This is a genomic window from Bartonella sp. WD12.1 (genome assembly GCF_002022415.1).
Classification (GTDB): domain Bacteria; phylum Pseudomonadota; class Alphaproteobacteria; order Rhizobiales; family Rhizobiaceae; genus Bartonella.
Genome location: NZ_MUBG01000001.1, coordinates 37,580 through 52,674, shown reverse-complemented (window position 1 = coordinate 52,674; position 15,095 = coordinate 37,580). Strand labels below are relative to the sequence as shown.

11 protein-coding genes and 1 pseudogene are annotated in these 15,095 nt (G+C 37.0%); 1 reads left to right on the top strand and 11 read right to left on the bottom strand.

Translation table 11 applies throughout. The features are described from left to right. Window positions 1–235: 235 nt before the first annotated feature. On the top strand, window positions 236–721 hold the full coding sequence (locus BWD121_RS00235) for a nucleoside deaminase (protein ID WP_078662880.1): 486 nt from the start codon (window positions 236–238) through the stop codon (window positions 719–721). 9 nt (window positions 722–730) lie between these two features. Here the strand turns inward: BWD121_RS00235 and BWD121_RS00230 are convergent, their stop codons facing one another. The 11 genes and pseudogenes from BWD121_RS00230 to phoU all read right to left on the bottom strand — a co-directional run bounded on the left by BWD121_RS00230 (window position 731) and on the right by phoU (window position 15,079). Then, window positions 731–1,231 carry a hypothetical protein gene (locus BWD121_RS00230; protein ID WP_078662879.1) on the bottom strand — a complete coding sequence of 167 codons (501 nt, stop codon included), beginning with the start codon at window positions 1,229–1,231 and terminating at the stop codon, window positions 731–733. A 175-nt stretch (window positions 1,232–1,406) separates the two neighbouring features. Then, a pseudogene (gene ileS / locus BWD121_RS00225) lies at window positions 1,407–4,351 on the bottom strand (isoleucine--tRNA ligase). 254 nt (window positions 4,352–4,605) lie between these two features. Continuing rightward, a complete protein-coding gene (locus BWD121_RS00220; protein ID WP_078662878.1) occupies window positions 4,606–5,433 on the bottom strand; it encodes an outer membrane protein in 828 nt (275 codons plus the stop codon). Window positions 5,434–5,614: 181 nt separating this feature from the next. Beyond that, the gene (locus tag BWD121_RS00215; protein ID WP_078662877.1) at window positions 5,615–6,460 is read right to left on the bottom strand and encodes an outer membrane protein; all 846 of its coding nucleotides are present in this window, start codon (window positions 6,458–6,460) and stop codon (window positions 5,615–5,617) included. Between the two features lie 146 nt (window positions 6,461–6,606). After that, window positions 6,607–7,425 (bottom strand): outer membrane protein, encoded by an 819-nt coding sequence (locus BWD121_RS00210; protein ID WP_078662876.1) that lies wholly within the window; start codon window positions 7,423–7,425, stop codon window positions 6,607–6,609. Between the two features lie 874 nt (window positions 7,426–8,299). After that, window positions 8,300–8,635 carry a hypothetical protein gene (locus BWD121_RS00205; protein ID WP_078662875.1) on the bottom strand — a complete coding sequence of 112 codons (336 nt, stop codon included), beginning with the start codon at window positions 8,633–8,635 and terminating at the stop codon, window positions 8,300–8,302. An 819-nt stretch (window positions 8,636–9,454) separates the two neighbouring features. Beyond that, the gene (locus BWD121_RS00200) at window positions 9,455–10,075 is read right to left on the bottom strand and encodes a ribonuclease D (RefSeq protein WP_078662874.1); all 621 of its coding nucleotides are present in this window, start codon (window positions 10,073–10,075) and stop codon (window positions 9,455–9,457) included. Further along, complete coding sequence (locus tag BWD121_RS00195) at window positions 10,047–11,462, bottom strand: M20/M25/M40 family metallo-hydrolase (protein ID WP_078662873.1); 1,416 nt, start codon at window positions 11,460–11,462, stop codon at window positions 10,047–10,049. The genes BWD121_RS00200 and BWD121_RS00195 overlap by 29 nt, the downstream gene beginning before the upstream one ends. A gap of 69 nt (window positions 11,463–11,531) precedes the next feature. Beyond that, the gene (gene mutM / locus BWD121_RS00190) at window positions 11,532–12,407 is read right to left on the bottom strand and encodes a bifunctional DNA-formamidopyrimidine glycosylase/DNA-(apurinic or apyrimidinic site) lyase (protein ID WP_078662872.1); all 876 of its coding nucleotides are present in this window, start codon (window positions 12,405–12,407) and stop codon (window positions 11,532–11,534) included. 813 nt (window positions 12,408–13,220) lie between these two features. Continuing rightward, complete coding sequence (locus tag BWD121_RS00185) at window positions 13,221–14,060, bottom strand: cell wall hydrolase (RefSeq protein WP_078662871.1); 840 nt, start codon at window positions 14,058–14,060, stop codon at window positions 13,221–13,223. A 296-nt stretch (window positions 14,061–14,356) separates the two neighbouring features. Beyond that, window positions 14,357–15,079, bottom strand: coding sequence for a phosphate signaling complex protein PhoU (gene phoU, locus BWD121_RS00180; RefSeq protein WP_078662870.1), 723 nt, complete (start codon window positions 15,077–15,079; stop codon window positions 14,357–14,359). Window positions 15,080–15,095: the final 16 nt, after the last annotated feature.

Below are 15,095 nucleotides of genomic sequence, written 5' to 3'. Positions count from 1 at the left end.
ATTTATCACATGCATCATATCGTTTATCCTGAAAAGAGGGAGTAGTACTATCGTTCATCATTTTCTATCCTTTAACAGCAATAATATGCACCTGTTTATTTTCAAATTAACTGTAAACACTTTTAAAGAAATGATAAAATCTCTTTTATCATAAATTAAATATAAGACATTCAATTACTCTACAGCAAACTTCTATAACTATTTGATTACCTATTCTCTACATAGAAAGAAAAATATGACTTTTACTCCTATGGAAATAGCCATTTTAGAAGCACAATTGGCAGCAAAGCAAGATGAAATCCCTGTAGGTGCTGTCATCATGCGTGGTAAAACAATCATTGCACGTATTGGAAACTATACAAAAACTGCATGCGACCCTACAGGACATGCAGAAATACGCGCTATTCGTATAGCTTGTGAAATGCTCCAAAGCGAAAGAATTCCTGATTGCGATCTCTATGTAACACTCGAACCTTGCGCTATGTGCGCTGCAGCCATTTCATTTGCACGCATACGACGCCTCTATTATGCAACAAGCGACCCAAAAGGCGGTGCTGTTGAACACGGTCCGCGCTTTTATCAACAGCCAACTTGTCATCATATACCTGAAGTCTATTCTGGTTTCAAAGAAAAAGAAGCAAGTCACTTACTTAAAGAATTCTTTGCTCAAAAGCGAAATCAAAAACACACTTTACTTTCGCCTCAAATACCTACTCTTTAGGCAATGCTTTTAAAAAGGCCACAAGCTCTTCTTGTCACCAGATTTTGCTTTTCTTGCAGCACGCTTCCTTTTACGTTCTTTCACTGATTCATCGTGCCCCTTTTGACCAACAGGTGCTGTTTTTGCTGGTTGACGATAAATTAAAGGTGGCTCACTAAGATCTCTCTGATAATTTACATATCCCTCATCTGCTGCTTGTCGACGGAACAAATATTTCTTACGTCGTTGTTTCACATTCACCTGTGGGGAGCCCCCTACACTATCTTCTCGAGGCGGAGGTAAAACTGTACGCGAATCCGGCCCTGGATATACAAGTTCAGGGCGTTGCTTCATAACAGGTGGATTATTATCTGTTGAACTAGATGGAACAAGGCTCACAATATCATCAACAAATTGCAATGAAACTGCCTTATCTGTCCCATAAGTGGGAGCAGGCACACGACACCCTGTTAAAATAAAGCATACACTGAGGGTGCTCATTAACACTATTTTGACTTCACGCTTTTTCACTGCTTATCCACTTTTCAAACGTATGATTCACTTATATCCACTCTGATTAACTAGGAACTAGTTATCTACGCACAAACTTACCTATCTGTAGACATAATAATGCATTCTGCACTTAACATAAAAGACCCTCCTCAGCAATGACAGAATTCACATGACAAAAACTGTTGAATATCGCTTACTTCAATTCTTCTAACTTAGAGCCTTTGCAATTCTCGTCAAGTTCCTGCAATTCCCGCAAAGCAGCCGCATCACGAGCAGAGACATCAGGATAAGCTGGATCACTTCCAACATCTTGTGTATAACGCCATGACCTAGCGCATTTTGCACCTAAAGCCTTATTTGAACATACACCAATACCTTCAACATCATCTAAAATAAAAGCATTTGAAGGTGGTATATCCTGAACAATTGTTAGAGCACTGGTGATACAAATTTCCGCCATATCTAAATTGTCTAACGCTTCCAATAAAACTGGATTAGAAATAAAAACAACAGGCGCTGCCTCTAAAGATGATCCAATACGTTTTTCTGCCCGTTCAAGTTCTAAAGCGCCCGTAACAACTTTCCGAACTTGCCGAACTTTTTTCCAACGCTCAGCTAATGCTTCATTTTTCCACTCTTCTGGAGCAAAACGAAATTGCTCTAAATGTACTGAACAACTTTCTGGATAACGCTCCAACCAAGCTTCTTCCATTGTAAAAGGCAACATAGGAGCAAGCCACGTTACCATCCGTTCAAAAATCTCACGAACAACCTGTAAAGAAGCTTTACGCTTTTTTGATGAAGGTGCATCACAATAAAGAGAATCTTTGCGGATATCAAAATAAAATGCAGATAACTCAATGATCGAAAAATCTAATAATGCACGCATAATTTTTTTAAAATCAAACGCATCGTAAGACTGATTAATCAATTGATTGAGCTCATAAAGTCGATGCAGTATGAACTTTTCAAGATCCGGCATAGCACAATAAGGTACTTCTTCCCCTGTATCATGCGCTAAAGTTCCAAGCATCCAACGAATTGCATTACGCAATTTACGATACAAATCCACATTTGTCTGAAGGATATTTTTGCCTAAACGCTGATCTTCCCAATAATCAGTCGTCATCACCCAAAGACGAAAAATATCAGCGCCAGAGGTTTTAATGACATCTTGTGGAACAACTGTATTCCCTAAAGATTTAGACATTTTTTGCCATTCTCATCCAGAGTAAAACCATGTGTAATCACCGTTTTATAAGGTGAACAAGCACGCGTCCCACAACTTTCCAAAAGAGAAGACTGAAACCAACCACGATGTTGATCCGACCCTTCAAAATAAACATCAGCAGGCCATTTCAAATCAGCGCGACCTTCTAATACAAAACTATGAGTCGACCCAGAATCAAACCAAACATCTAAAATATCACGCACCTGGTGCCAAGACTCATGTGCACGTGCACCCAAAAAACGTTCACGCGCCCCTTGTGCAAACCAAGCATCCGCACCTTCCGCTTCAAAAGCCTGCAAAATACGCTCATTGACTTGTTCATCTTTAAGAACAACACCATCTTCATTAGCAAAAATACAAATCGGAACACCCCAAGCTCGCTGACGAGAAAGTACCCAATCAGGGCGATCTGCTATCATAGAAGCTAAACGATTTTGACCAGAAGATGGAACAAAACGCGTTATCGAAACAGCTTCTAAGGCTCGGCTGCGTAAAGTTGAACTATCACCGAAATCTTTATCCATTGAAATAAACCACTGTGGCGTATTACGAAAAATTACTGGTTTTTTGGAACGCCAACTATGAGGATATGAATGCTTTAAACGACCACGTGCAAATAATCGATCCGCTTGAATTAAAGCATCAATAACTTCTTTATTTGCATTACCCATTTTACCATTATCATCAATAACGCGGGCAGCCCCTTCTTTACGTTCTGGCCCAAAACCAGGTGCATCTTTTGTATAAAAACCAGCATCATCAACGGGAAAAGGAATAGCCGTATCGATACCAGCCTGCTCCAATGCAGATTTATAACTATTCCAAATTTCAAAATCCTCACGCCCATGGCTAGGTGCTGTATGGACAAAACCTGTACCAGAACTATCCGTTACATGGGAACCATCAAGCATCGGGATTTTATAGAGATATCCCCCAGATAAACCTTTTAAGGGGTGGGATAAAACAAGAGATTTAAGTTCATCATCTAAAACAGAGCGCAAACGCTTAAGAACAAGTTTCGCTTTTTCTGCGCAACTATCAGCCAAAGCATCAGCAAAAAGAAGCTTTTCACCAGCTTGGGGGCCAAAAGCATTTTCTGCACTCTCAATTTCATAAACACCATAAGAAATCTTAGAAGCATAACTAACTGCACGGCTTCCAGGAATTGTCCATGGTGTTGTTGTCCAAATTACTACAAAAGCATCACATAAATCATGAGAAGAAGAGCGTAAAATAGGATATTTAACCCAGATAACTTCAGACTCATGATCGTGATATTCAATCTCTGCCTCAGCCAAAGCCGTACGCTCCACCACAGACCACATTACAGGCTTTGAACCACAATAAAGTTGATCTGACATAGCAAATTTTATCAATTCACCTGCAATGCATGCTTCTGCGTGAAAAGCCATTGTCGTGTAAGGATTTTTAAAATCTCCAACAATACCAAGACGTTTAAATTCTTCACTCTGAACGGTAACCCAATATTGTGCAAATTCTCGACACTCTTGACGAAATTCATTAAGGGGTACATCATCCTTATTTCTCCCCTGTGCACGGTATTTTTCTTCAACTTTCCACTCAATGGGAAGCCCATGACAGTCCCACCCAGGGACATAATTTGCATTAAAACCACGCATTTGAAATGAACGCACAACAACATCCTTTAAAACTTTGTTTAAAGCATGCCCAATATGAATATTGCCATTTGCATAAGGCGGACCATCATGGATAACATAAAGTGGACGATCTTTTGCTTGTTGACGCAAACGGGTATAAAGATCAATCTTTTCCCACCGAGCCATTAATTCTTGCTCTTTTTGCGGCAACCCTGCACGCATAGGAAAATTTGTTTTTGGTAAATAAAGAGTTTTTGAGTAATCTATTGTTTCATTTTTCACAGTCATTGTGAAACGTTCCTGTCCACTTTTATGATTTTATTTTTCACAATTCCCCTAAACCCTGCAACCATGGTTGTTTAATTTATGCGGAAGGCCGAATTAATAATTCGTATGAAGCAACGATTAAGAAGAAAATATCATCACGCGTCAGGGCTTTATCACAAAATCAGTAAAAAAAGAAACCCCAAAATAAATTCATCAAAAAATAAAGGCCCTGTGCCATAGACAGAGCCTTTAAAAAACTTAAATTTTACAACAAATTAGAATTTGTATGCTATACCAACGCGGAAATCATTGGTCTTAAGATCAACTTCAGCGCTGTTATTGATAAATGTCTTTTTACCAAAGTCTGAGTAACGGTACTCTGCACGTAACATAACACTGTCAGTCATTGCAAAGTCAACACCGGCACCAAGAGTATAGCCAACCATCGTCTTTGAACCTGACAATTCTTCAAAAACTGTTTCTACGCCTTGCCTTTCTTCTGCAACCGAAGCTTTAATCTGCGAATAAGCAACACCACCAGCAACATAAGGCATAATACGATCAAATGCAAAACCAAGACGAACCCGTGTAGTACCAGACCATTTATCGCTAAAAGTTACATTTGTAGTTACACGAGAAACATTATTGTTAGTTTCTTGAACAAGAACAGGTCTTCCAGTAGATCTTCCATCCTGCGTTACAACTCTTATCTCATCATCAGTCTGAGACCAAGAGCTGTTTGATACTTTGACTTTAGCTCCAGACCAAACGATGTCTGTGTCAATACCCAAAACAAAACCATTACCGAAATCAACGTTAGAGCCTGCGTAAAGGCCCCCTACAAAACCTGAAAATTTAGGAAACGCCTTATTGTGTCCAAGAATCCCTCGTATGTCACCAGAAGTCCGCACCCAATTACTGTTATTTGAAAAACCACCGATCTGACCACCAAGGTAAAAACCTGTCCAAGAAAAAGCAGGAGCAACAACAACTTGTGACAACATTGTTGTCGGTCTTTCTTGAACTGGCATATCAGCTGCTTGAGCTGCAGATGCTGAAACTAAAGCAAAAATAGACGCTGTTATTACACATTTCATATTCATAATTTACTCCATAGCTAATGTGCGAATATGGAGTTTATATAAATCACACTCGCTAAATATCTGTAGCAAAAAAGACACACCTCTCAATTAAACGCTAAGAGTTCCATTAAAAATAAATTTATCAAAAGATAAAGGCCCTGCCAAAGACAGAGCCTTTTAAAAATTTAAACCTTATAACAAATTAGAATTTGTACGCTACACCAACGCGGAAATCATTGGTCTTAAGATCAACTTCAACTTGGTCATTGATAAATTTCTTTTTACCAAAATCTGAGTAACGATACTCTGCACGTAACATAACACTGTCAGTCATTGCAAAATCAACACCGGCACCAAGAGTGTATCCAACCAACGTTTTTGAACCTGACAAGCCTTCAACAACTGTCTCTGTACCTGCCGCATCTTTTGCTGTAACTGAAGCTTTAATTTGCGAATAAGCAATACCACCAGCAACATAAGGCATAATACGATCAAAAGCAGCACCAAGACGAACCCGTGTAGCACCAGACCATTTATCGCTAAAAGTTACATCTCCAGTTACATTAGAAGCGTTATTACCAGATCCTTGGTTAGTTTCTGGCACAAGCTCAGAAATTCCAGTAGATACTCCAACCCGCGCTGCGAATCTTGTTTCACTACCAGTCTGAGACAAAGTAGAGTTTCTCGATGCTTTAGCTTTTTCCCCAGACCAAACGATGTCTGTGTCAACACCCAAAACAAAGCCATTACCGAAATCAACGTTAGAACCTGCGTAAAGCCCCCCCACAAAACCTGAAAATTTAGGAAACGCCTTATTGTTTTCAAGAATTCCTTGTATGTTACCAGAAGTCTGCACCCAATTACTGTTACTTGAAAAACCACCGATCTGGCCACCGAGGTAAAAACCTGTCCAAGAAAAAGCAGGAGCAACAACAACTTGTGGCAACACTGGTGTTGATCTTTCCTGAATTGGCATATCTGCTGCTTGAGCTGCAGAAGCTGAAACTAAAGCAAAAATAGACGCTGTTATTACACATTTCATATTCATAATTTACTCCATAGCTAATGTGTGAATATGAAACTTATATAAACTACTTTCGCTAAATATCTGTAACAAAAAAGACACACCCCTCAATTAAACGTCGAGAGTTCCATTAAAAATAGAATTCTTTATCAATTAATCTTAACAAAAGGTTACAATTTATATGCTACACCCACACGTAAGTCATGGGTGCTATAACTAACATTTACCGGACTCTCCATAAATTTCTTTTTACCAAAATCTGAATAACGATATTCTCCACGAAGAATAACATTATCACTTACTGCAAAATTAACCCCTGCACCAAGAGTATAACCAATCATCGCCTTTTTTTCTGCTGTTAAATTTAAAGGGTTAGCTGAATTAACTAAAAACCAAGGGACGATTTGAAGTTTCGTATAAGCAATGCCGCCGGCAATATAAGGCATAATACGATCAGCAGCAAAACCAATACGAATCCGTGTGGCACCAGCCCATTTCTCTTTACGAGTGGTATTATAAGTTACCTCATCACCCACTTTAACCGAGCCAGATTTTTTGTGCCCAAAACGACTAACGAGTGCGTTATGTACACGAGCTGATTGATCACCAACAGTCATCCGCTTACCAAATTGTACATTCTTTTGGTTAGACCAAACAATGTCTGTATCAACGCTTAAGATAAGTCCATTGTCGATCCTAAGGTTGGAACCTGCATAAAAACCACCTATAAAACCTGCAAGATTATGCTTATCACTCGAAACTATTTGAGATTTTTTAGTAACAGTATTTTTACCAGAAATAACACGAGGACTTAAAGAAAGTTTGCCCAATGCCCCACCAATTTGTCCACCTAAATACAAACCTTCCCAAGAAAAAGTAGAAGGAACAAAAACTGGCATTGGTTCTTGAATAACCATATAACCTGATGCTCGCACAACAGAAGTTGAGAATAAAGTAAGAGCACATATAATAATAAGGCACCTTATCATAGACTGATCTCCATAATACGATTCAAAATGTATTTTATAATATTTTATTTCAATTATCTATAGAAAAATAATTCTCGGTTCTTCATTAACAAGAGGACACATATTATAGAAATGAGTCTGATTAAGTTATTTTTTTGTTCATTATTGATAATAATCGACCTAAAGACCCGCTAACAGCAATATAGTCTAAAAAGATAGCGATAAATAATAGAAAGATATTTCACTATTTGGCAGAAAAAACGTGACAAGCACTCCACCTAATAAAACCATAAATAATAAATTCAGCATCTTCTTAAATACATAAAAAATTTTATATGTTTGAAATACTATATGACATTGTACTGTAATTGTTATGTATGTCCTTATATTATCTAATAAATCTTTTCTCGAGACTCCATCAATCTGTTCACTACAATACCACACCTCCCCCTTAAATAAATAGGATAATAAAGAAAATTGGCTTTTCTAAATAAACGCACCATCAAGAATAAAGACATAACTTTTAACGTCTTAATAAATGAGATTTATAAGCTATAATAGCCCAGTAATCGTGTAGCAAACTTGTAAATTTGAGCTTCTGTTCAAATATCTACCGAAATCCAAATACTCATTACACAAATAACAATCATTCAGAATGAACCACTCACGCCGTCTAGTAGAAACATAAATAGTGCCTTTCATGCCATCCATTACACGACTAGAAATAATCCAATCATCCATTTCTACGGATTGACTAAACTTAAAATAATACTCTGAGGTCCCAGATAGCTAATAACACAAACAAAACCAGATAAGGTGCAGGAAAATGCATATACACTCACCTCATTTTCTATTATTTTTGTTCAAAACGTCACTGAAGCAGTTTCATTATTAACTAATAACTAAACGTATGTATTCTAAGCCACCACGATGGACGCCGTAATCTTCGATTTGATGATACCAGATTTCTATTGCCTCCATTGTTTCTAATTAAAAAAACTGCACCCTGCCCATAATTCGTTGTCCATTTGTTGTGATCAGTACAAGAAATATTTAGAAAAGCACCATTCGTAGTATCACTATCCTGCTCACCAAAATGCAAATCTTTAGAAGAAGAAGTGTGAGCAATATCTAGTGCTAACCCTTTCACACTCATAAGACTAGCTCCCTGGACTGAAGAAGTTGAACCAAAAGCGAAAAAAAATATAAATCCGAGATGTTTTATATTCATAGATCAATCTCCATACAAAATATCTAAATATCCAAAACGGATTTTATATATAATTACTTCACTCCAAATATCCATAGGAAGATTAAGAAAAAAGTGAAAGATTCATCAAAATAGGGTATTCTAACAATGTAACCCCCCATAAATGAGGATTGTGCATGGTGCATATCAACATGAAAAATTGATTTGGCAACCAATTTGAAACCTTGTTTTTTGCAAATTTCTTTTTCTTGAAATTCAAATATTAATCTTTTATACGGGACGATAATTTTTTGGTTATTGAATATTCAATACCAAGGATATAACCAAGAAACACCTTATACCCACCCATTACTCACAATGGACTTATAGCACCTTTAATGTATCTCAAATTTAAAATACCTTAAAACCATACCATAATCGCGCCTTCACGATACTAGGTATTAATGCGTGATTAAAAATAAATAAAATTGCACACAAGTTGTTATTCGCCGACTTCTCTAGAAAAAGCACTACCCATGGCCATAGTGCCAACAATAACTCTTGGAGATACTACATATCTGACCTTCAACGTATATTAATAGCTCCTACTTTTATCTACCGCTATACCTTATAAACCCCATTTTGTATCTTTTGATCTCACATAAGGATATGTCTTATAATAAAAGAATACATATTCGTGATATAATTTTCAGATCAAATAGATTGATTTATAAAAGCTGTTCTATAAAACTCTTCAAAAACAATACATTGAAAAAAATAGGAAAATAAAAAATGCCCGTAAAACACAAGCATTTTATTCTATTAACTTTTTCTGCTTAGATTAAAAACAAATTTTTAAACTCAACTATGTGCAAAAATATCAGTCTCTGGCCATCCCAAAAGATCGAGTTTTGCTCTCGTCGGTAAAAATTGAAAACACGCTTTTGCAACATTTTCTCGCTCTTCACGCTTTAAACGTGTCTCAAATACATTTTTCAAACGATGTAGATATAAAACATCAGATGCCGCATATTCAATTTGCGCGCGTGATAAAGTTTCTGTCGCCCAATCTGAGGATTGTTGCTGTTTAGAAATATTAATATTCAGCAACTCGCTACAAATCTCTTTCAAACCATGCCGATCAGTATAAGTGCGCGTAAGCTTTGATGCAATCTTTGTACAAAAAACAACATCTGGCATAATTCCAAAAGTATGCGCTAAAATGGCAAGATCAAAACGCCCAAAATGGAATATTTTGGTAATTGCCTTATCTTCAAGCAATTTGACCAAATTAGGAGCACTATTTTGCCCTTTAGCAATTTGTATAATATCAGCAGTGCCATCCCCAGAAGAAAGCTGAACAACACACAAACGATCACGATACGGTTGCAATCCTAAAGTTTCAGTATCAACCGCAATAGCATCAACGTGATAATTGTCTAAATTTGGCAAATCACCTTGATGAACACGAATTTCTGTCATTTATTCTCCTATTCGCGAAAGTTTCAAGAATACGCGCCCAAGACCGTTGTCCTTTATGAAACGACTTTAAATTATATTTTTCATTAGGTGAATGAATACGATCATCAGCCAATGCAAATCCAACTAAGACGCTTTCCATACCAAGAATTGATTGAAAGCTTCCAACAATTGAAATTGAACCACCCATAGCAATTAATAAAGCAGGATTATTCCATTCTTGTGATAAAGCATCTTTTGCTGCCTCAACAAAAGGTGAATTATGAGATAACTGGACAGCTGGATAAGCACCATGGTCTTTAAATGTAACTGTACAATCTGCCGGAACAAGGCCGCACACATAATTACGAAAAGCCTGACGTATTTTCTCAGGATCTTGTTTATGAACCAAGCGAAAAGAAACTTTTGCACTGGCTTGAGAAGGAATAACTGTTTTAAACCCTTCACCTGCATAGCCCCCACTAATACCATTGATTTCCGCTGTAGGACGAGCCCATATTTGTTCTAAAATACTACGCCCCTTTTCGCCAGCAGCAATAGAAAGGCCGAAGGGACGAAGCTGCGCTTCTGCACTACTATTAAGCTCATTCCATGATTGCAAAACTTGTGGAGGTGTTTCTTCTACACCGTCATAAAATCCAGGAAGCGTCACCCTACTATTTTCATCATGAAGCCCACCCAAAATTTTAGTTAAAATACGAAGAGGATTGGCTACTGCCCCTCCAAAAGCACCAGAATGCAAATCACAATTAGCTCCCGTGATAATGACTTCTTCTGTTAACAACCCCCGAAGACCAATACAAACTGAGGGGGTATTGGCATCCCACATTGGTGTATCGCAAACAAATGCACAATCAGCTTTAAGTTCATCAGCATTTGCTTTTAAAAAAGGAATAAGTGAAGGAGAGCTACTTTCTTCTTCACCTTCCAATAAAATAGTAACCTTAACAGGAAGCTGGCCTGTTTCTTTTTTAAACGCACGGCATGCTTCAATAAAAGTCATAAGCTGACCTTTATCATCTGAAGCACCACGAGCACAAATAACCTTCTCTCCATTCCGTTCTTTTAAAGAAGGTTCAAATGGATCATCGGCCCATAAATTTAAGGGGTCAACTGGTTGAACATCATAATGCCCATAAAACAGGACATGCAAACAGTCATCCGAAGGTCCTGGATGATGTCCAACAACCATCGGGTGGCCAGGTGTATCACGACGCGAAGTTTCAAAACCTATAGTTTTTAAATCTTCCACCAACCAATCAGCTGCTTGACGGCATGCATCCTTATAAGCTGGATCTGTAGAAATTGAATGAAAACGTAAAAGAGAAAAAAGACGTTCAAGACTTTTATCTATATTTTCATCAAGATGTGTAAGCACTTTATCAAGCATAAAAATTTCTCCATTTTAATAAGCCACCCGTGACTTTAAGCTTGTTGTAAGATTTTGCAAGATATTTATTCATTTTTGACACTTTGGGCAGTAAAAACTTGAGCGTCCAGCCTGCAAAATACGTACAATAGGCACCCCACATTGCAAACATTCCTTTCCCTCTCGTCCATAAACCGAAAAATTGTGTTGGAAATAACCAAGTGAACCATCTATATGTACATAATCACGTAAAGAAGATCCACCAGCAATTATCGCTTCAGAAATCACAGCACATATATTTTGTGCTAAACGATTTGCAAATTCATATGCACGCGCGCTCTTTAATGCCAATGTAAACGCACTACGTTGTGGAGATAAACGGCTACGCCAAAGCGCTTCGCAAACATAAATATTCCCAAGTCCTGCAATAATAGACTGATCAAGCAAAGCAGTTTTAAGAGATGTTTTCTTATTGATAAAAACCTTTTGCAAATAAGAACCAGAAAGCGCATCCCCCATAGGCTCAACTCCTAACTTCTTTAAAAGCGGGTGCTCATCAAGCCTTATTGTGTCTACTAAAAGCATAAAACCAAAACGACGAGCATCATTATAAATAATACGGTAAACGTTACTATCTTTCGCTCTAACGTCCATTATAAAATGATCATGTGCAACTAATTTGCCTATAGAAGCGTACTCTTTTTTCAAAAGCCCATTTTCTATGCGCCACGTTCCTGACATTCCCATATGACCTAAAATTGTTTCATTCCGTGAAAGATGAAACAATAAATATTTTGCACGTCGATCAAGTTCTATGATCTTTCTACCAACAAGCTTTTTAGAAAACTCTTCTGGAAAAGGAAATCGCAAATTTTTACGATTAAGTGTCACAGATATAATCTCTGCACCAGTCAAAACTGGTTTAAGCCCACAACGAACTATTTCTACTTCAGGAAGTTCCGGCATTCATCTTCCTAATATTGATGTATCTTCAAATAAAATACTCCTAAAATTCATCACAGCTAACTCAATTTCTTCTAACAAAACACTAGAAACTACCATGCCAATTTGAGTAAGACTATCTATATTGATTACCCCTTCTCCACCATCCAATCAATATGAAGCATATTTTTATAGTTACAATACATTGCAATCTTTTTCACTAGTAAACAATGCTCTATTAAAAGCATTTGAAAGAACATTCTTTAAAGCAAAGCAATGTGCAATATTTTTATCAATAAGGTATTATAAAAAGTAAGCCTCTCTTAAAAATAAGCAAAAAATATCAAACAAGAACGATGTCATCCAATCAACTAAACTTCTTATTATGTTGAATAATTTTTTGACTTATTAAAGCATGTGCGTCAACAATACACCTCACTTTAAAATGTACTTAACATTACTAATCAATACTCTTCTGATAGGAAAATGGTCTCATTGAATGTATAAATTTTTAATCTTATAAATATGAGGAGAGCTTAAACACTTCTTCAGCCAAACTATGGAAATTATAGATAACGTCTTTTGCGTGATAAAAGTTTTTCCGTTTTTTTAGCCTATTTGCTAAACAAGCAGTTAAATTAGTAGCTAACTATAAAAAGCAGCAAAACGTTATTCATAAAACCATAATCAAAAAACAGCGTAGAATAAAGCATTGTCTTTCTCATAGCTTAAGCCATACTCTTACCGTAACTTCTGCAAAATGGTAAAGCATTTCACGCGAAAATACCGCATGAATGCTACAACACATCACTTATAATCCTTCTAAATTATGAAAAATTATCGAACTTTGTACTGTTTTTCTAACATTGCAACAACTGTATTTAACTTATCCAATGATGGCGCAGTATATGCTATAGCTGGCGTAGTTTCCTGTGTCTTAGCAATGCGATTAGGTGCAGGCGTAGGAATAGGGATCATGTCAGGCTGCGTAACAACAAAAGGTATAGAATTCACTTGCTCAACTTCTATTGAAGCAGATGCTATTTGTATTTCTTCTACTTTTGTTCCCTTGTTCTTTAAGCCCATATCTATGAAATTTGGTACATCATCGCGATCTTGGGCAAAAGCAAAAGCAACATTATAAGGACGATCATTAACAGGAACTTGAAGTGATCCATCACGCGCCCGTTTCTCATAAAAAGCATTGCCTCCGGCAACACGAACATAGTGCATATTCTTATAGGGAAAAGACAACCCAGCAGTATGAAAAAACATAGCGTTTTTACTCTTCTTATCCCGTTCACCCCGTAAAACAGCATCTGCAGCCTCTTTAACACGAGCAACAGATGCTTTCTCAGTCATAGGACGCGTTAAAACACCAGGAGCAAATTGTTTGGGCTGACCAACGACCCCGCAAATCGTTTTCGGATAGGCACTTGAATTAACACGGTTCATAACAACCGTTCCGACTGCAATCATTCCCTCACGGCTTGAACGATTTGATTCAAAATACATCGCACGCATAAGACATTGACGCTCTGTCAATGAAGGTGCCGCCACTTTAGTTACCTGATTATTGGGTGCCTTCTTAATATTTAAATGATTTGATGCGCAACCTACAGTAACAAACGGTATTACAGAAACAGCGATACGTATAATCCATCTATTTTTTTTCATTTTATACAGTAGATTCATATGTTTTCAAAACACTCAAATTTTAAATATGTAATTAAATAACACTATACCGTTAATTATTTACCTACCAGTAAACCCTTAACAATATAATAAGCACTAAAAAAGATTTACATGAAAAAACAATTAAAAACCTTAATTTAAAGTAACATCTTATTCCTTTAACTAGGCAAATCGATCAATCTTTCTTTTTTTTATCATTCAATGTATACTTACTCGATCTGCATATCTAAGGTTGGATTATCTATCAAATATCATATTTGCAAACACGATTCAAAACTTCAATCTGCTTTTTTATCATCTACCCCAATTGTATACGTAAGATCATCACGAGGACGATCAAAAGACATATGATGGCCCGTTATGATATAATGCAGTGTTTCAGCAATATTGGTGACATGGTCACCAATCCGTTCAATGCTCTTTACACAAAAAAGCAAATGCGTACAAACTGCAACATTCTGTATATCCTCTGTCATGTAATTCAAAAGCTCACGAAAAAGAGAAGTATACAAAGCATCAATTTCATTATCACGTTCGCGTACCACATCAATACGATCTAACAAACGCTTAGTATAAGCGTCCAGCACTTCCTTTAACTGATTGAGTGCCAAAATTGTAATCGCTTCAAGTTTACAGTAAAAAGCTTCAGGTTGACGTATTTCTGAAATAGCAGCTGCCCGTTTAGCAATATTTTTTGCCATATCCCCAATTCGCTCAAGATCAGAAGAAATGCGAATAGCACCAACAATTTCACGCAAATCAACAGCCATTGGTTGACGTTTACAAATAACAGTAATCGCTTTTTCATCAATGTCGCGTTCTGCTTCATCCAAAAATAAATCATCAGCAATAACCGTAGTAGCAAGCTGAAAATCATTATGAACAATTGATGCTATAGAGCGCTCAATCATTCTTTCTGCGTAACCACCCATTTCCACAATCTTTTCTGCCAAATATTTTAACTCTGCATCATAAGAACGGACAGTATGGCTCGTAGGCATATTTTATACTCCTAAA

Bases quoted from the DNA above. Each gene is read 5' to 3' on its own strand.
- BWD121_RS00235 (WP_078662880.1), top strand. From the start codon at position 236: ATGACTTTTACTCCTATGGAAATAGCCATTTTAGAAGCACAATTGGCA.
- BWD121_RS00220 (WP_078662878.1), bottom strand. From the start codon at position 5,433: ATGAATATGAAATGTGTAATAACAGCGTCTATTTTTGCTTTAGTTTCA.
- BWD121_RS00215 (WP_078662877.1), bottom strand. From the start codon at position 6,460: ATGAATATGAAATGTGTAATAACAGCGTCTATTTTTGCTTTAGTTTCA.
- BWD121_RS00210 (WP_078662876.1), bottom strand. From the start codon at position 7,425: ATGATAAGGTGCCTTATTATTATATGTGCTCTTACTTTATTCTCAACT.
- BWD121_RS00205 (WP_078662875.1), bottom strand. From the start codon at position 8,635: ATGAATATAAAACATCTCGGATTTATATTTTTTTTCGCTTTTGGTTCA.
- BWD121_RS00200 (WP_078662874.1), bottom strand. From the start codon at position 10,075: ATGACAGAAATTCGTGTTCATCAAGGTGATTTGCCAAATTTAGACAAT.
- BWD121_RS00195 (WP_078662873.1), bottom strand. From the start codon at position 11,462: ATGCTTGATAAAGTGCTTACACATCTTGATGAAAATATAGATAAAAGT.
- mutM (WP_078662872.1), bottom strand. From the start codon at position 12,407: ATGCCGGAACTTCCTGAAGTAGAAATAGTTCGTTGTGGGCTTAAACCA.
- BWD121_RS00185 (WP_078662871.1), bottom strand. From the start codon at position 14,060: ATGAAAAAAAATAGATGGATTATACGTATCGCTGTTTCTGTAATACCG.
- phoU (WP_078662870.1), bottom strand. From the start codon at position 15,079: ATGCCTACGAGCCATACTGTCCGTTCTTATGATGCAGAGTTAAAATAT.